16 protein-coding genes are annotated in these 16,298 nt (G+C 69.1%); 6 read left to right on the top strand and 10 right to left on the bottom strand.

Going from position 1 to position 16,298, the window contains the following annotated elements; all coding sequences use genetic code 11:
- The first annotated feature begins 18 nt into the window (after nt 1-18).
- A complete protein-coding gene (locus LRH25_RS10870) occupies nt 19-1,020 on the top strand; it encodes an ABC transporter substrate-binding protein (RefSeq protein ID WP_141286577.1) in 1,002 nt (333 codons plus the stop codon).
- 47 nt (nt 1,021-1,067) lie between these two features.
- Here the strand turns inward: LRH25_RS10870 and LRH25_RS10865 are convergent, their stop codons facing one another.
- Nucleotides 1,068-1,967 (bottom strand): LysR substrate-binding domain-containing protein, encoded by a 900-nt coding sequence (locus LRH25_RS10865; protein ID WP_141286579.1) that lies wholly within the window; start codon nt 1,965-1,967, stop codon nt 1,068-1,070.
- Nucleotides 1,968-2,037: 70 nt separating this feature from the next.
- Between LRH25_RS10865 and LRH25_RS10860 the strand changes: the two genes are divergently transcribed.
- Nucleotides 2,038-2,532: a GNAT family N-acetyltransferase gene (locus LRH25_RS10860; RefSeq protein ID WP_141286581.1), complete on the top strand. Its 495-nt coding sequence runs from the start codon at nt 2,038-2,040 to the stop codon at nt 2,530-2,532.
- Here LRH25_RS10860 and LRH25_RS10855 read toward each other — a convergent pair.
- Nucleotides 2,521-3,093, bottom strand: a complete 573-nt coding sequence (locus LRH25_RS10855) for a TetR/AcrR family transcriptional regulator (RefSeq protein ID WP_231011145.1) — start codon at nt 3,091-3,093, stop codon at nt 2,521-2,523. The two genes, LRH25_RS10860 and LRH25_RS10855, sit on opposite strands and share 12 nt — an antisense overlap.
- 166 nt (nt 3,094-3,259) lie before the next feature.
- On the opposite strand from LRH25_RS10855, the gene LRH25_RS10850 reads away from it, so the two are divergent.
- Nucleotides 3,260-3,769 carry a DinB family protein gene (locus LRH25_RS10850; RefSeq protein ID WP_141286585.1) on the top strand — a complete coding sequence of 170 codons (510 nt, stop codon included), beginning with the start codon at nt 3,260-3,262 and terminating at the stop codon, nt 3,767-3,769.
- Nucleotides 3,770-3,797: 28 nt separating this feature from the next.
- Here the strand turns inward: LRH25_RS10850 and LRH25_RS10845 are convergent, their stop codons facing one another.
- A complete protein-coding gene (locus tag LRH25_RS10845) occupies nt 3,798-6,077 on the bottom strand; it encodes a molybdopterin-dependent oxidoreductase (RefSeq protein ID WP_231011144.1) in 2,280 nt (759 codons plus the stop codon).
- Between the two features lie 64 nt (nt 6,078-6,141).
- Nucleotides 6,142-6,978, bottom strand: coding sequence for a helix-turn-helix domain-containing protein (locus tag LRH25_RS10840; protein WP_231011143.1), 837 nt, complete (start codon nt 6,976-6,978; stop codon nt 6,142-6,144).
- Between the two features lie 119 nt (nt 6,979-7,097).
- Between LRH25_RS10840 and LRH25_RS10835 the strand changes: the two genes are divergently transcribed.
- Nucleotides 7,098-7,526 (top strand): hypothetical protein, encoded by a 429-nt coding sequence (locus tag LRH25_RS10835; RefSeq protein ID WP_141291609.1) that lies wholly within the window; start codon nt 7,098-7,100, stop codon nt 7,524-7,526.
- A 109-nt stretch (nt 7,527-7,635) separates the two neighbouring features.
- Here the strand turns inward: LRH25_RS10835 and LRH25_RS10830 are convergent, their stop codons facing one another.
- Genes LRH25_RS10830 through LRH25_RS10805 form a run of 6 tightly spaced genes read right to left on the bottom strand, consistent with a single transcriptional unit; the run spans nt 7,636 to nt 15,231 of the window.
- On the bottom strand, nt 7,636-8,511 hold the full coding sequence (locus LRH25_RS10830; RefSeq protein ID WP_141291611.1) for a beta-keto acid cleavage family enzyme: 876 nt from the start codon (nt 8,509-8,511) through the stop codon (nt 7,636-7,638).
- Nucleotide 8,512: 1 nt separating this feature from the next.
- Nucleotides 8,513-10,588: an acetyl/propionyl/methylcrotonyl-CoA carboxylase subunit alpha gene (locus LRH25_RS10825; protein ID WP_231011142.1), complete on the bottom strand. Its 2,076-nt coding sequence runs from the start codon at nt 10,586-10,588 to the stop codon at nt 8,513-8,515.
- 10 nt (nt 10,589-10,598) lie between these two features.
- A complete protein-coding gene (locus tag LRH25_RS10820) occupies nt 10,599-11,489 on the bottom strand; it encodes an enoyl-CoA hydratase/isomerase family protein (RefSeq protein WP_231011141.1) in 891 nt (296 codons plus the stop codon).
- Nucleotides 11,486-12,655, bottom strand: a complete 1,170-nt coding sequence (locus LRH25_RS10815; protein ID WP_141291703.1) for an acyl-CoA dehydrogenase family protein — start codon at nt 12,653-12,655, stop codon at nt 11,486-11,488. Before LRH25_RS10815 ends, LRH25_RS10820 begins: the two co-directional genes overlap by 4 nt.
- Before the next feature lie 36 nt (nt 12,656-12,691).
- The gene (locus LRH25_RS10810; protein WP_231011140.1) at nt 12,692-14,302 is read right to left on the bottom strand and encodes an acyl-CoA carboxylase subunit beta; all 1,611 of its coding nucleotides are present in this window, start codon (nt 14,300-14,302) and stop codon (nt 12,692-12,694) included.
- Entirely contained in the window at nt 14,302-15,231 is a 930-nt protein-coding gene (locus tag LRH25_RS10805; RefSeq protein ID WP_141287380.1) for an SDR family oxidoreductase, read from the bottom strand. The genes LRH25_RS10810 and LRH25_RS10805 overlap by 1 nt, the downstream gene beginning before the upstream one ends.
- 255 nt (nt 15,232-15,486) lie before the next feature.
- On the opposite strand from LRH25_RS10805, the gene LRH25_RS10800 reads away from it, so the two are divergent.
- The gene (locus LRH25_RS10800; RefSeq protein WP_141287381.1) at nt 15,487-15,783 is read left to right on the top strand and encodes an SCP2 sterol-binding domain-containing protein; all 297 of its coding nucleotides are present in this window, start codon (nt 15,487-15,489) and stop codon (nt 15,781-15,783) included.
- Complete coding sequence (locus tag LRH25_RS10795) at nt 15,783-16,298, top strand: MerR family transcriptional regulator (RefSeq protein WP_231011139.1); 516 nt, start codon at nt 15,783-15,785, stop codon at nt 16,296-16,298. Before LRH25_RS10800 ends, LRH25_RS10795 begins: the two co-directional genes overlap by 1 nt.

Below are 16,298 nucleotides of genomic sequence, written 5' to 3'. Positions count from 1 at the left end.
CTCTCCAAAAGTACCGCCATGAAGTACCGAATTCCGTCCTTGATCGCAGCCGTTGCAATGCTCGCCAGCCCGCTGGCTGCACGGGCCGAAGGCACTATCCGCATCGCCCAGCAGTTCGGCATTGCCTACCTGCTGCTCGACGTCGTGCAGGACCAGAAGCTGATCGAAAAACACGCCAAGGCGCAGGGCCTGGGCGAGGTGGAAGTGGAGTGGAACCAGATCTCCGGCGCCACCGCGATGAACGAGGCGCTGCTGTCGGGTTCGCTGGACGTCGTCTCGGCCGGCGTGCCGCCGATGCTGACACTTTGGGACCGCACCAAGGGCAAGCAGAACGTCAAGGCCATCTCGGCGCTGGGCTCGCTGCCGAACTACCTGATCACCAACAACCCCAAGGTCAAGACGCTGAAGGACTTCAGCGACAAGGACCGCATTGCCGTGCCGGCCGCAGGCACTGGCTTCCAGTCCCGCACGCTGCAGATCGAAACCGCCAAGCAGTTCGGCAAGGACGACTTCAAGCGCTTCGACACCATCTCGGTCAGCCTGCCGCACCCGGACGCGACGGCCGCGCTGATTGCCGGCGGCTCGGAGATCAACTCGCACTTCTCCAGCGCGCCGTTCTACTACCAGGCCATGGACGCCAACAAGGCGGTGCACAAGGTGCTGAGCAGCTACGACATCCTCGGCGGCCCGGCGACCTTCAACGTGCTCTACACCACGCAGAAGTTCCACGACGAGAACCCGAAGACCTACAAGGCTTTCTACGCCGCGCTGAAGGAAGCCGAGCAGTACGTGAAGGCCGACAAGACCCGCGCCGCCCAGCTCTTCATCCGCGCGCAGAAGTCCAAGCTCCCGCTGGACTTCGTGCGCAAGATCATCGAAGACCCCGAAAACGACTTCACCATCGTCCCGTTCCGCACGGCCGTCTACGCCGACGAACTCTTCAAGCTCGGCGTGCTGAAGAACAAGGCCGCGTCGTGGAAGGACTATTTCTTCGACGAGGCGTTTGCGCAGGGCAGCTGAGCGGCCAGGCTTGGGTGAACCAGCGCCAGGGCGCTGGACCCCCGCGCTCAGGTCACGGGCCCGGCCGTGCCGGTGGCCAGGGCCTTGAACGCGCGCACCAGGCCGTTGTCGTCATCGACGCGGTGTGCGATCTGGATGGCACTACGGGCCTCGGTGGCGCCCAGCGGAATGGCCCTGGCGCCCGCTGGCAGCGGCTCGACCGCGCTGGCCGGCGCGACGGTGACCCCCAGGCCCTGGGCCACGAGCTGGCAGATCGTTCGCCATTGCGATCCGCGAAAGCGGATCTCCGGCTCCAGCCCCGCCTCCTGGAAGGGCTGCAGGTTGCGGGCATGGGCCAGAGAGCCTGCGGCATACGGGAACAGCACCAGGGGTGACAAGGCCAGCTCTGCGGCGGTGACGCTCGCCGCCGCAGCGAGTGGGTGGTCCGTCGAAAGCACCGCCATGAACGGCTCTTCGAGCAGCGTGGTCAGCGCGATGCCTTCGCGTGCTTCCGCATCCCGGACGATGCCGAGGTCGGCCGTGCCGCGGGCCAGCTGCTCCATCACCTCCGCGGTGAAGCCCTCATGCAGTTGCACCTGCACGCCCGGGCGCTGCGCGATGAAGCAGCGCAGCATTGCGCTCAGCATGCCGGAGGCAGAGGAGATGAACGCCAGGTCGATGCGGCCGGATTCACCCCGAGCCACGCGCTGGGCCTCGTCCAGGTCGGACGACAGCCGCGCAAGCAGTTCGCTGGCGCGCGGCCGGAAGCTGCGCCCCGCTTCGGTGAGCGCCACGGCCCTTGAAGTGCGCGTGAAGAGCGGCACGTGCATCAGCCCTTCGAGCTGGCGGATCTGCTGCGACAGGGCCGGCTGGGCGATGTGCAGGCGGTGCGCAGCGCGACCGAAGTGCAGTTCTTCGGCCACGGCCAGGAAATAGCGCAGATGGCGCAGTTCGATTCGGGCATCCATACTTCCAGTGTATGGATGAGCGCATTCGTTTGTATTGGACGCATGAATCCCGCGGACTTAGGCTTGCCGCATGCCGAACGTCCAAACCGAAGTCACCGTCTCGTCCCTCGCCACACCCGCTGACGCGCTGGCATTTCGCAACATCAACGAAGCATGGATCTCGCGCCTGTTTTCCCTGACCGAGGAAGACCAACGGGTGCTGGGTGACCCGCAAGGCCGCATCCTGGCGCACGGGGGAGACGTGTTGCTGGCTCGCCTCGGCGACGGCGAGGTGGTGGGATGCGTGGCGCTGCTGTCCCTCGGAGGCAGCATCTTCGAGATGGCGAAGATGGGGGTCGTGCCCGAGGCGCAAGGGGCCGGCATCGGCCGCCGGCTGGTCGACGCCGCGATCGCCCGGGCCGCCGAACTCGGTGGCACCCGCCTTTTCCTCGGCACCAACTCGCGCCTGCAGCCGGCCATTCACCTCTACGAAGCCGCAGGCTTCGAGCGCATCACGCGAGACGAGCTGCCCGTGGCCGACTACTACGCTCGCGCCGATGTGCTGATGCGGCGGTCACTGGTTTGACGAAAGCACGGGCATGCCCTGGGCCTGCAGGCCCAGCAGATAGGCCCGCACCAGCCGAACCAGTTCCTGTTGCAGCGTCGGCGCGTCCAGCATGCCGCGGCGTGCGAAGTCGTGGATCACGCCCTCGACGGTGGCGGACAGGACTTGCGCGCTCAGGTCGCTGACGGCCTCCGGCGCGCCACCGCAGTGGCGGGCGATGAGCAGCTTGTAGCTGGCCAGGTATTCGGCCATGAACGCGGCTTTGTCGGCGTCGGCCTGGCCTGCGCGCGGCAGTTCGTCCAGCAGCACGCGATGCACCTCGGGCTCGATGCTGTGTGCGGCGATCAGGCCGCCTACCAGGTCGTCGACGAGTTGGCCCGCCGGCTTGTCGCCATTGCAGCCTGCGCTCACTGCGGCCAGCACGGTTTCCAGGTGCCGGCGGCGGATCGCGTCGACCAGGGCGACCTTGTTCGGGAAGTACTGGTAGAGCGAGCCGATGCTGACGCCGGCCACCTGGGCCACCTCGTTGGTGGTGAATCCGGTCCACCCACGCGTGCCCAGAACGCGAGCGCCTGCCGTCACGATGGCCTCCACCAAGGCCCGCGAACGCGCCTGGCGCGGGGCTCGACGCGGCGTTGGCGGCGAAAGGGGAACGCGAGTGGACATGGCAGCGGCGGGAACCTAGATTTCCTTTCATGATAGGGGTCGGCCAGGGCGCCCCGTTGCCACCTGAAAGGACATGCGAACCATGAGCACCAGTGCCATCTTTGCCACCTTGCTCCGCTACCAAGCCTGGGCGCACGATGCCTTCCTGCAGAAGCTTGAAGCCCTGGATGCTGATCGGCATCCCGAGGAACGTCGCACGGCCTTGCGGCTGTTGAACCACTGCCTCGTGGTGAACCAGATCTTCAAGGCGCACCTCACCGGCACCGCGCATGGCTTCACGGCCGACAACACGCCCGAGACGCCCACGCCGCAGGCCTTGCGCGCTTCGCTGGCGGCCCTGGACGACTGGTTTCAAACCTACGCCGAGACGGCCACGCCAGCGCAGCTGTCGGAACCCGTTGCCTTCACCTTCACCGATGGCGACCAGGGCTGCATGACGCGCCAGGAAATGCTGCTGCACGTGGTCACGCATGGCGGCTACCACCGCGGCGAGGTGGGGCGCATCCTGAAGCAGATTCCGGCGGACTTGCCCTGGGACACCTTGGCGGTGCACCTGCACGAAACCGATCCCGGGCGCCGCCTTCGCGCCTGAGAGCCTTGTTCAGCGGCGCGCAGAGGCCTCAGGTCACTTCCGCGGGCTGCAAGGCCCGCACCTTGACCGCCACGCCGGACAGCACAGCGTTGCCCGAGAGCGGGTCGCGCAAGGTGTCGTCCAGTACGGCGTTCAGGTTGGCGCCGGGGCGCTGGGCGGCCAGGCCGAGCTTCGTGCCTGGCTGGTCGTGGCCCCAGCCGTGGGGCAGGCTGATCACGCCGGGCATCATCTCGTCGCTCAGCACCACAGGCACCTCAATGGACTGGCCGCCGCGCGAGAGTTCGGCCCGGCCGCCGTCTGACAGGCCCAGGCGCTGGGCGTCCTGCGGGTGGACCAGCGCGGTGCAGCGCATCGGGCCCTTCGCCAGCGTGGGCAGGTTGTGCATCCAGCTGTTGTTCGAGCGCAGTTCGCGGCGGCCGATCAGCAGCAGTTCGTCTTTCGATGCTGCCGATGTCGCTGGCACCAGTTCCTTCGCGGCTTCGGCCAGGTCGGCCAGGCACAGCGCGGGCGCCAGTTCCACCTTGCCGCTGGGCGTGCGCAGCAGTTCGGGCAGGCGGGGCTGCAGCGGGCCGAGGTCGATGCCGCCGTTCGCGGCCTTCACCTTGGCCAGCGTCAGGCCTTCTGGCTTGCGGCCGAACTGATCGCCATAGGGGCCGCTGCGCAGCGCCAGTTCCAGTTGCCGCTCGGGGCCGCGCAGGCCGTCGGCGGAGAGGGCGGCCATCAGCGCTTGGGCTTGTGGGCCGGCGCTGCGATTCAGGTCGTCCAAGAGCAAGGCGTCGTCGGCCAGCAGCGGGTCGGCCGGCAGCTTGCCCTCGGGCGCGACCATCGCGGCCAGGCGCAGCAGCGTCTGCCATTCGGGTGAGTGGTCTGCAGGCGGGGCGAAGACTGGTGCGCTGTGGCGCGCATGGTTGCGGAAGGAGAGCTGCGGGAAGGCCACGTCGTAGTGCGCTTCTTCCAGCGGCGACAGGCCGGGCAGGATCACGTGCGCGTGCTGCGTGGTCTCGTTGAGGTAGATGTCCAGGCTGATCATGCAGTCCAGCTTTTGCAGCGCCTGGGCCAGCCGCGGGCCACCGGGGCTGGAGAGCACCGGGTTGCTGGCCACGCTGATCAGCGCACGCACCTGGCCGTCGCCGGGGGTTTCGATCTCCTCGGCCAGCAGCGTCATCGGCAGCTCGCCGTAGACCTCGGGCGCGCCGCTGACCCGGCTGGCGTGCCGGCCACGCGTCACGCCACGGCCCTGGCCGGGCTTGCCCTGCGTGTTGGCGGCGAAGGCGGCAGCCTGCGGGAACATCGCGCCGCCTTCGCTGTCCAGGTGGCCGGTAACGGCGTTCAGCGTGTCGATCAGCCAGCTGGCCACGGTGCCGTAGCGCTGGGTGCAGGTGCCGATGCGGCCGTAGATGCAGGCACGCGGCGTGTTGGCGAACTCTCGCGCCAGTTGGCGGATGGTCTCGGCCGGCACGCCGCAGCGCGTGGCCACCGCCTCGGGCGAAAACGTCGCCACGGCGTGGCGAACGTCGTCCAGCCCCTTGAGCATGGGCGCGAGCCGTCCGGGCTTTTCCAGGCCTTCGGCCAGCACCGTGTGCAGCATGCCGGCCAGCAGGAAGGCGTCCCCGCCTGGGCGGATGAAGTGGTGCGCGTCGGCGACAGCGGCGGTTTCGCCGCGGCGCGGGTCGATCACCACCAGCTTGCCGCCGCGCGCCCGCAGCGCCTTGGCCTTGCCGCGAAAGTCGGGCACGGTCCACATGCTGCCGTTGCTGGCCATGGGGTTGGCGCCCAGCACCAGTAGGTAGTCGCAGCGTTCGATGTCCGGCACCGCCACGCTGAGCCAGTGGCCGAACATCAGGCCGGACTGCAGCTGCTTGGGCATCTGGTCCAGCGTGGAGGCCGAGAAAATGTTGCGGCTGCCCAGCACGCGCGCGAACTTGGCGAAGTACAGCAGCAGGCCGATCTTGTGGGCCGAAGGGTTGCCCACCGACAGCGCCACGGCGTCCCGCCCGTGCTGGGCGATGACGGGTTTCAGCAGCCGCTCGGCCTCGGCAAAGGCCTCGTCCCAGCTCACCGCCACATGCTGGCCGTTGCGCTTGATCATGGGCTGGCGCAGCCGGTCCGGGTCTTCGTGCAGGTCTTTCAGCGCGTAGCCCTTGGGGCAGATGAAGCCGGCGCTGAAGACGTCGTGCTCCGCGCCGCGGATGCGGATGACCTTGCCGTCCTGCACCTGCACGTCCAGCCCGCAGCAGGCCTCGCAGAGCGGGCAGATGCGGTAGTGGGTCGTGGTGCCGTCGGCGGCCTGAACGGGGGTGTGGTTCATGTCTGTCTCCTGGCAAGCGTTATCGCCTGCGCCAGTCCGGTTGTCCGTCACCCACGCGACCTTGTCACCTCGTGGTTGTCCCGGGGGTAGGCGGGGTTTCGGCGGCCATCAGCGCCTGCAAGGCCTGCGCAGTCTGCGCGTCCGCCGGGAAAAAGGCCTCGATCGCCAGCTCGGACAGCGTGATGTCCACCGGCGTGCCGAAAACCGTGGTGGTGCTGATGAAGGACAGCAGGCCGGCAGGCGTGTTCAGTTGCAGCGGCACGGCAATGCCGGGCGCGGCATGCGGCTCGTCGTCGGCCGGGCAGGGGTAGGCGCGCAATTCATCGGCCAGTGCAGCCAGCACCGGGTCGCCGCTGGCCTGGATCTGCTGCGCGAGCCGGGCCAGCAAATGGCTGCGCCACGCGGGCAGGTTGGCAATGCGCGGCGCCAGGCCACCAGGGTGCAGCGACAGCCGCAGCACGTTGACGGGGCTGGCCAGCAGTTCGGGCGCCACGCCGGCCAGCAGCGGCGCAATCGCGCGGTTCGCGCTCAGCAGCTGCCAGTGCCGGTCCACCGCCAGCGCAGGGTAGGGCTCGTGGGCCTGCAGCACGCGCTGCACCGCGTCGTGCGCGGCCTGCAGCGCCGGGTCGCCCAACGCGCGTTCGGCGTACATGGGCGCGTAGCCGGCCGCCGTGAACAAACGGTTGCGCTCGCGCAGCGGCACCTGCAGCCGCTCGGTCAGGCGCAGCAGCATCTGCCGGCTGGGCAGCGCGCGGCCGGTTTCCAGGCAGCTCAGGTGGCGGGTGGACAACCCCGCCTCGTCGGCCAGTTCGAACTGGCTCCAGTGGCGGCGCTGGCGCCATTCGCGCAGCAGCGTGCCGACCGGGGCCGCCTGGGAAGGGGAGGAAGAGGAAGCAAGCATGGCCGCCACCTTAGCGCGCCTGCATGCCAGCGGCCATGACCTGGGAGGTCATCGCCACGGGGCGGGCTGGCGCTCAGCATCAAAGCCGTTGTCCTCATCCACTTTGAAGGAGTCTTGCCATGACCACGATCTCTTCGACCTCTGCCTTCCCGGCCGCCGAACGCGCCACGCCGCAGACGGCCTTTCTTCGTCGCCTGCTGAAGGTGGACGCCGCGCTCAGCGCCGCCAGCGCGCTGCCGATGCTGGTCGCATCCAACTGGCTGGGCGGGCTCACCGGCCTGCCCACCGCGCTGCTGTTCGGCGCCGGGCTGTTCCTGCTCGCATGGGTGGCGGCGCTGGCTTGGCTGGCCACGCGTGAGCGGCTGCCTCGGCCGTTGCTGTGGGCCGTGGCGCTCTTGAACCTGGGCTGGACGCTGGACTGCGCCTGGGTTGCTTTTGGCGCTGCGTTTGCAACCACAGCGCTGGGCCAGGGTTTCCTGGCGCTGCAGGGGGTGACCACTCTGCTGCTGGCCGACCTGATGCTGTGGGCGCTGTGGCGCAGCAGGTGAACCGCCTCAATCGCCCAGAACGGCAAATGCGGCCACTGCGTTGCTGGTTCTCCGCATCAACGACGGGCGTGAACGGTTGTGCAATGTCACAGTCATGGGCGGGGCAGCGTCAAGCTGCCGGCAAGCCCAGCAATTCACGGGCGATGGCGGGCGAAGCCACTTTGCGGCCGGCACGCTCGGCGCAGGCGGCGAGGTGCTGGATCAGCGCGCCGTTGCCGCTGGCGCGGCTGCCGTCGGGCAGGTAGAAGGTGTCTTCCAGGCCGGTGCGCAGCATGCCGCCGAGCTCGGCGGTCTTCTGGTGCACCGGCCAGATCTCGGCGCGGCCGATCAACGTGGTCTGCCACAGCGCGCCGTCGGGCAGCCAGCGGGGCAGCAGCGCGAGCAGGTCGGCGTCGCACGGCATGCCGGAAGCCACGCCCATCACGAAGTTCACGTCCACCGGGTGGCCGGCGGGCGCCATGCCGCTTTTCACAAACATCGCGACCGAGCGCACGATGCCGACGTCGAAGCATTCGAACTCGGGGTGCGTGCCGCATTCGGCCATCACGTCCAGGAACTGCTGGACCTTGGTGACCGGGTTATCGAAGACCATGGGCGGCCAGGCCCACTGGCCGTTGTCCTTGAGCTTCAGGTAGTTCAGGCTGCCGGCGTTGCAGGCGGCGATCTCCGGCTTCACGCGGCGGATGCAGGCGGCTGGGCCGCTGATGTCCGGGCCGATCACGCCGGTGGTCAGGTTGATGATGACGCCGGGGCAGGCGGTGCGGATCGCGGCGGTCACCGCCTCCGCCACGTCCGGATCCCAGCTGGGCCAGTGGCCCATGCCGTCCTGCTGCTGGCGCAGGTGCACATGCATGACGGAGGCCCCGGCGTTGAAGGCGTCGCGCGCCTCGGCGGCCATTTGCGCGGGCGTCACCGGCACCGGGTGTTGCCTGGGGTCGGTCAGCACGCCGGTCAGCGCGCAGGTGAGGATCACGTTGTCGTTCATCTCAAGACGCCTCCAGGGTCAGCTCGACCAGCAGCGCGCCGCTGCGCACCGAGGCCTTGGGTGCCACGTGCACCGCGCGCACCGTGCCTGCGGCGCGGGCGTGTTGCCACATCTCCATCTTCATCGCCTCGACGCAGACCAGCGGCTGGCCCAGGGCCACGCGCTCGCCCGGCTGCACCGCAACGCTGGCGACGGTGCCGGCGACGGGCGAGCACAGGCGGCTGGCATCTGGCATGTCGCTGGCGCGCGGTGCGGCGGCGGGTTCGGTGAAGACGAAGTCCGCGTTGGCGGCGGCGAAGTGCAAGCCGCCTTGCGCGTCGCTCAGCGCAATGCAGCTTTGCGCCACGCCATCAGCGGAGATTCGCCAGCGCGCGCCGTCGCGGGACAGCAACTTCAGCGTCTGCTCGCTGCTGTCGTCGGTCACGGTCATGGCGTCGCCCTGGCCGGACAGCGTGAGGCGCAGCTTGCGCTGGGCCTCGCGCCAGCGCAGCGTGACGGTCTGGCTTGCCATGCCGGCGCCGCGCCAGCCGTTGGCCAGGCCGCCAGGCGATGAAGCGGACCACCAGCGCAATGCGGCGGCGAGGCGCCAGTCGGCGTCGCTGGGGGCAGGGCGCTGCAGCGGCGGCGCGTCTTCGGCGGCCCATTCGTCGAGCCGCGTCGTGGTCAGTTCGCTGGCGATGAACTGCGGGTGCTGCAGCAGCGCGATCAGGAAGCGGCGGTTGGTGGCCAGGCCCAGCAGCGGGCTGTCCTGCAGCGCGGCGATCAGCCGGCGGCGGGCGTCTTCGCGCGTCGTGCCATGGGCGATGAACTTGGCGATCATCGCGTCGTACCAGGGCGAGACCTGGCCGCCCTCGGCAATGCCGGCGTCAATGCGCACCGAGGCCGAGGCTTGCAGCTGGCCGCCGCCGGCGAGCTGGCCGGCGGCCACGGCGTGCTGCGGCTGCCAGTGCAGCACCGTGCCGGTCTGCGGCTGGAAGCCCTGGTAGGGGTCTTCCGCGTATAGCCGCACCTCGATGGCGTGGCCCATGCGCGCCGGATCGAAGCGCACGTCGTCCTGCCCGCGCGGCAGCCAGTGCCGCAGCGGCTCGCCGGCCGCCACGCGCAGCTGCCACTGCACCAGGTCAAAGCCGGTGACGGCCTCGGTGACAGGGTGCTCGACCTGCAGCCGGGTGTTCATCTCCAGGAAGAAGTGGCGGCCCTCGGCATCGACGATGAACTCCACCGTGCCGGCGCCCACGTAACCCACTGCCAGCGCCGCGGCCACCGCGTCAGCACCCATCGCGGCGCGCATCTCGGGCGACACGCTGGGCGAAGGTGCTTCTTCGATCACCTTCTGGCGGCGGCGCTGGGCCGTGCAGTCGCGCTCGCCCAGGTGCACGGCCTGGCCGTGCGCGTCGGCAAACACCTGGATCTCGATGTGGCGGCCACCTTCGATCAGCCGCTCCAGCATCAGCCGGCCGTTGCCAAAGGCGTTCTCGGCTTCGCGACGGGCGCCGCTGAGCGCCTGGGCCAAGGAGGCATCGGCCAGGTCCGCGTCTTCACGCAGCAAGCGCATGCCACGGCCCCCACCGCCGGCCACGGCCTTGACCAGCAACGGCGCACCGAGGCGGCGGGCCTCGCGCACCAGCTGTTCATCCTCGACCTGCGGCTCGCCTTCAGCGGGCAGGTAGCCCGGCGCACAAGGCACGCCCGCGGCCAGCATGCGGCGCTTGGCGCCGGCCTTGTCGCCCATGGCTTCAATGGCCGAAGGCGGTGGGCCGATGAAGACCAGGCCGGCTTCGGCGCAGGCCTGCGCGAAGTCGGCTCGTTCGGACAGGAAGCCGTAGCCGGGATGAACAGCATCCGCACCAGTGCGGCGGGCGGCGTCCAGCAGCGCGGGGATGCTCAGGTAGCTCTCGGCCGCGGCCGCCGGGCCGATGCACACCGCTTCGTCGGCCTGGACGACGTGCGGCGCCTGTGCGTCCACCTCGCTGTAGACGGCAACGGTGCGGTAGCCCATGGCGCGCGCGGTGCGCATCACGCGGCAGGCGATCTCGCCGCGGTTGGCGATCAGGACTTTGGTGAACGGCTTGCTCATTGCGGCACCCTCATTGCGGCACCCAGTAGGCCGGCCGCTTTTGCAGGAAGGCCAGCGTGCCTTCCACGCCTTCGTCACCCAGCAGCGCGCGGGCAAAGGCCTGCGCGGCGGCGGGCACCAGCGTGGGTGCAGGCTGCCAGCGTGCCTGGGCGATCAAGCGCTTGGTGGCGGCCAGCGCCTGAGGGGCGCAGCGCAGGATGCCGGCCAGCGTGCGCTCGGCCGCGGCTTCCAGCGACTCCGCATCTGGCAGCAGTTCGTGCACCAGGCCCATCGCCAGCGCCTGTGCGCCGTCCAGCGTGGCGCCGGTGACGGCCAGGCGGCGCGCTTCGGCCGGGCCCAGGCGCTCGACCAGGAAGGGCGCGATCTGCGCCGGCAGCACGCCCAGCGAGGTTTCGGGCAAGCGAAAGCGCGCGTCCGCACTGGCCAGTGCCACGTCCACCACGCAGGCCAGGCCGAAGCCGCCGCCCATGACCGCGCCTTGCAGCAACGCAATCGTCGCAATGCCGGTGTTGGCAAAGGCCACGCACAGCTCGCCGAAACGGGCGCTGATGCGCTCGAACGGGTCTTCGCCGGTGCGATCTCCGTTCATGGACCGTGCCCGCGCTGCGGCCATGTCCTTCAGGTCGCCACCGGCACAGAAATTCCCGCCGGCACCTCGCAGCACGATGGCCCGCACATCGCCCGCGGCCTCAGCTTCGGCCAGCGCGGCGAGCAAGGCGTCCACCAGCGCGAGCGACATCGCATTGCGCGCTTCGGGGCGGTTCAGCGTGAGGTGCAGCACCGCGCCGGCGGTCGCCGGCTGCAGCACCTGCCGACGCACGAGCAACAGCGGCTCGGTGACTGGCATGCCTTCGCGCTGAAGCGCTTCGGTTTCGCCCTTGGGGCGGCCCAACGGGCTCATGCCTTGGTCGCCTTCGGCAGTGTGCCTTCGAGCTTGCAGATGATGCTGAGCATCACCTCATCGGCACCACCGCCAATGGAGATCAGGCGGCCGTCGCGGAAGGCCTGGGAGATCGGGTTGTCGCGCGTGAAGCCCATGCCGCCCCAGTACTGCAGGCAGCTGTCGGCCACTTCGCGCGAGAGGCGGCCGCACTTGAGCTTGGCCATCGAGGCCAGGCGGGTCACGTCCTTGCCGGAGAGGTAGAGGTCCACGGCCTGGTAGGTCAGGGCGCGCAGCGCTTCGACCTCGGTGCGCAGCTCAGCCAGGCGGAAGTGCACGACCTGGTTGTCCAGGATGCTCTTGCCAAAGGCCTGGCGCTGGCGGGTGTAGGCTATCGTCTGGTCGATCAGCCGGTCCAGGCTGCGCAGCGAAGAGGCGGCGCCCCACAGCCGCTCCTCCTGGAACTGCAGCATCTGGAACATGAAGCCCATGCCTTCCTGGCCGATCAGGTTGCGGCGGGGCACGCGCACGTTGTCGAAGAAGAGCTGCGCGGTGTCCGAGCTGTCCATGCCGATCTTGTGGATCTTCTGGCGGGTGATGCCGGGGGCGTCCATCGGCACCACGATCAGGCTCTTGTTCTTGTGCGGGCCGCCGGCCGCAGCCACGTCGCTGGTGTTGGCCAGCAGACAGCACCAGTCGGCCTTCATGCCGTTGGTGATCCACATCTTGCTGCCGTTGATGACGTAGTCGCCGCCTTCGACGCGGGCCGTCGTCTTCGCCGCGGCCACGTCCGAACCGCCGCCGGCTTCGGACACGCCCAGGCTGCCCACGTAGTCGCCGGCAATCGTCGGCGCGAGGAATTCGTGGCGCAGCTCGTCCGTGCCGAAGCGGGCCAGCGCAGGGGTGCACATGTCGGTCTGCACGCCAATCGCCATCGGCACGCCGCCGCAGTTGGCCTCGCCCAGCGCTTCGGCCATGACCATGGAGTAGCCAAAATCCAGCCCGGCGCCGCCGAACTGCTCGGGGTACTTGAGGCCCAGCAGGCCCAGGTTGCCCAGCTTCTTGAACAGCTCGTGGCTGGGGAACTGCTCGGCAGCCTCCCATTCGGCCACAAAGGGGTTGATCTCCTGCTGGACGAAGCGGGTCACGGTGTCCGCCAGTGCGCGGTGCTCGGGGGTGAATTGCATGGTGGTCTCCTCTGCTTGTGGGAACCGGAAAACTGTTCAGAGGCGGGCGACGCCAAAGGCGTTGGGCCGCAGCGTGCGGCTGTCGGCCTCAGCGGCCAGCGCCAGGCACAGCGCGAGCACGCGGCGCGTGTCGGGCGGGGCGATCACGCCGTCGTCCCACAGCCGGGCGGTGCCGAACAGCACGTGCGACTCACGGTCGATGCGCTGGCGCAACTGGCCGCTCATGGCCTGCAAGGCCTCGGGCACGACGGGCTGGCCGGCGCGCGCGAGCTTCGCGGCGCTGACGATCTCCATCACCTGCGCGGCCTGCGCGCCGCCCATCACGGCCGTGCGGGCGCTGGGCCAGCTGAAGATGAAGCGCGGGTCGAAGCCGCGGCCGCACATGCCGTAGTTGCCGGCGCCAAACGAGCCGCCCAGCACGATGGTGAACTTGGGCACGTGCGCATTCGCCACCGCCTGGATCATCTTGCTGCCGTGCTTGATCGCGCCGGCATGTTCGGCTTCGCGGCCCACCATGTAGCCGGTGGTGTTCTGCAGGAAGACCAGCGGCGTGCCGCTCTGGTCGCAGAGCTGGATGAACTGCGCGGCCTTGGTCGAGCCGGCCGGCTGGATCGGGCCGTTGTTGCCCAGGATGCCGACGCGGTGGCCGGCTATGCGCGCGTGGCCGCACAAGGTTTCGCTGGCGTAGGCCGCCTTGAATTCGAGGAAGTCCGAACCGTCGACCAGCCGGGCAATGACTTCGCGCACGTCGTAAGGTGTCTTGTCGTCGGCCGGCACCAGGCCCATCAGCTCCTCGGGCTCGTACAGCGGCGCTGGCGCGGCGGCGCGAGCGGGCGTTTCGTCCCACGCCAGCTTGTCCAGCAGCTCGCGAGTGACCGCGATCGCGTCGGCGTCGTTCTCGGCCACGTATTCGCCCAGTCCGGTGACACTGGCGTGCGTCTCGCTGCCACCCAGCTCCTCGTCGGTCACGTCTTCGCCGATGGCCGCTTTCACCAGCGGCGGGCCGGCCAGGAAGATGCGGCTCTTGCCACGCACCAGCACCACGTAGTCCGACAGCCCCGGCAGGTAGGCGCCGCCGGCGGTGGACGAGCCGTGCACCACGGCGACCTGCGGAATGCCGGCGGCCGAGAGCCGCGCCTGGTTCGCGAAGCTGCGGCCACCCTCGACGAACATCTCGCTCTGGTACATCAGGTTGGCACCGCCGGACTCGACCAGGTAGATCAGCGGCAGCTTGTTTTCCCGCGCAATCTCCTGCGCGCGCAGCGCCTTCTTCAGGCCCATCGGCGAGACGGTGCCGCCTTTGAGCGCGGAGTCGCTGGCGGAGATCAGCACCCGCTTGCCGGCCACCTGGCCAATGCCGACGATGCTGCCGCCACCGAGCACGGCACGCTTGCCATCGTCGTCATGCATGCCCAGCCCGGCGAGCGCAGACAGTTCGAGGAAGCTGCTGCCGCGGTCCAGCAGCCTGGCCACGCGTTCACGCGGCAGCAACTGGCCGCGTTTCTCGAACTGCGCCGCTTTACCGGCTGACTCGGCCACCACCAGCGCTTCGAGTTGCCGCACTTCCGCCAGGCGCTCGGCCATGCGCGCCACATTGGCCTGGAAGGCGGGCGCTTGCAGGTCCAGCTGCGAGACAAGCGCGGGCATCAGCGCGCCTCCCCGTCTTGCCCATCCTGCTGCAACACCTGCGGCACGCTGGCGCGGTGAAAGCCGTTCCAGGCGGTGGAGCGCGAGGCCTCCTGGATCGGGAAGATGGCGCTGCCCAGCGAGGCGCCGCCGTCGATCTGCAGCGTCACGCCGGTGATGAAACCCGCGGCCGGCGAGAGCAGGAAGACGATGGCCGCGCTGACCTCGGCCTCCCAGGCCAGCCGGCCCATGGGCACATGCTGCTTCAGCTGCGGGATGATGGCCTTCATCGCGCCGCCATAGGTGTCCATGCCGCTGGAGGCCACCCAGCCGGGCGCCACCGCGTTGACGCGCACGCCGGCCGGCGCCCATTCGTAGGCCGCGCTCATCGTCAGGTTGCTCATGCCGGCACGCGCGGCGCCGGAGTGGGCCATGCCGGGCATGCCGTTGCGGAAGTCGGCCGTCATGTTGACGATGGCGCCGCCGTGGGCCTGCATGCTCTGCAGGTACAGCTCGCGCATCATCAGGAAGCCGCCGGTGAGGTTGTTGGCCACCACCGCGTCGAAGCCGCGCTGGCTGATGGCCATCATTGGCGCCGGGAACTGGCCGCCGGCGTTGTTGACCAGCCCGTGCACCGGACCGCTGGCGCATTGCTCGGCCACCTGCGCCTTGACGGCGGCTCCGTCGCGGATGTCGAAGGCGCGCCAGCTGCACTGGCCGCCGTCCTCGGCGATCTCGCCGGCCACGCGGCGCAGCTTGTCTTCGCTGCGGCCACTGAGGATGAGTTCGGCGCCAAGCGCAGCCAGTTCATGGGCGACGCAGCGGCCAATGCCGGAGCCACCGCCGGTGACCCAGATGCGCTGGCCGGCCAGCAGGCCGGGGCGGAACACGCTGTCGTAGGCGCTTGCGGGAACGCCCAGGGCAGGGCGCGGCGCGGAATGGGCCGTCATGTCTTGTCTCCTGTGTGGCGCCGTGCACCCGGTCATGGCCGGGGCCTCTGGCGTGAGCGGCGGCTGCGGTGAACACAGCGCTGCTTCTTCGCCGGATTTGGCGACAGGGTGACGTTAACGTCAACTGTATTTCTGATAGGGAAATACGCTGATGTTGCGCCAGTTGCGCAGGCCTACGATGCGGCCCGGGTGCTCGTCGCCCAGATGACATAACAAAGCGAACACACCCGCGATACAACAGCACAGGAGACAACCATGGATCTGGCTTCCGCGACCGCATCTTTGCGCGAGAAGGTTGGCACGCAAAGCGGCTTGAACACCACATTGAAATTCGACTGCGGCGACGAAGGCGTCGTGCTGATCGATGGCAGCGCCGAACCCAACACGGTGGACAACCACAACCGCGACGCCGCCTGCACGGTGGCACTCAACCTGTCGACACTGGACGACCTGATTGCAGGCCGCCTGGAGCCGACCACCGGCTTCATGACCGGGCGCTTCAAGGTCTCGGGCGACATGAGCGTGGCCCTCAAACTGCAGCGGGTGCTGTGATGGCAGCGACCGACTTCGCCACCAGTGTGGCCAACAGCTTGTCTGCCTCCCCCGTCCTCAACCTCGTGCCCTCAGACGCCGCGATGCAAGGCCTGTCGGCCGAAGACGCGGTGGCCGCCCACCATGACGACGACACCGCCGAGCTCTTTGGCATCACCGAGCTGTGCAAGGCCTTCGGCATCTCGCTGCGCGCCATCCGCTTCTACGAGGACAAGGGCCTGCTGAGCCCGCGCCGCGTCAATGGCACGCGGGTCTACACCCGGCGCGACCGCGCGCGGCTCGCGCTGATCCTGCGCGCCAAGGCCATCGGCTCGTCGCTGGCCGAAATCAAGCATTACCTGGACCTGTATGGCACACAAGGCGAAGGCCGGCGCCAGCAGATGCAGTATGTGTTCGACCGCACCAGCCAGGCGATTGCCGACCTGTCGCAGAAGCGCGCGCACATCGACGCGACGCTGGCCGAACTGCACGTCATCAACGATGCGGTGCGAAACGGCCTGAACGCGCTCGACTGA

The organism is Ideonella azotifigens, from assembly GCF_021043325.1.
Classification (GTDB): Bacteria; Pseudomonadota; Gammaproteobacteria; order Burkholderiales; family Burkholderiaceae_C; genus Ideonella; species Ideonella azotifigens.
Note: the sequence above shows the minus strand (reverse complement) of the source record. Positions and strands in the feature narration are given on the sequence as shown.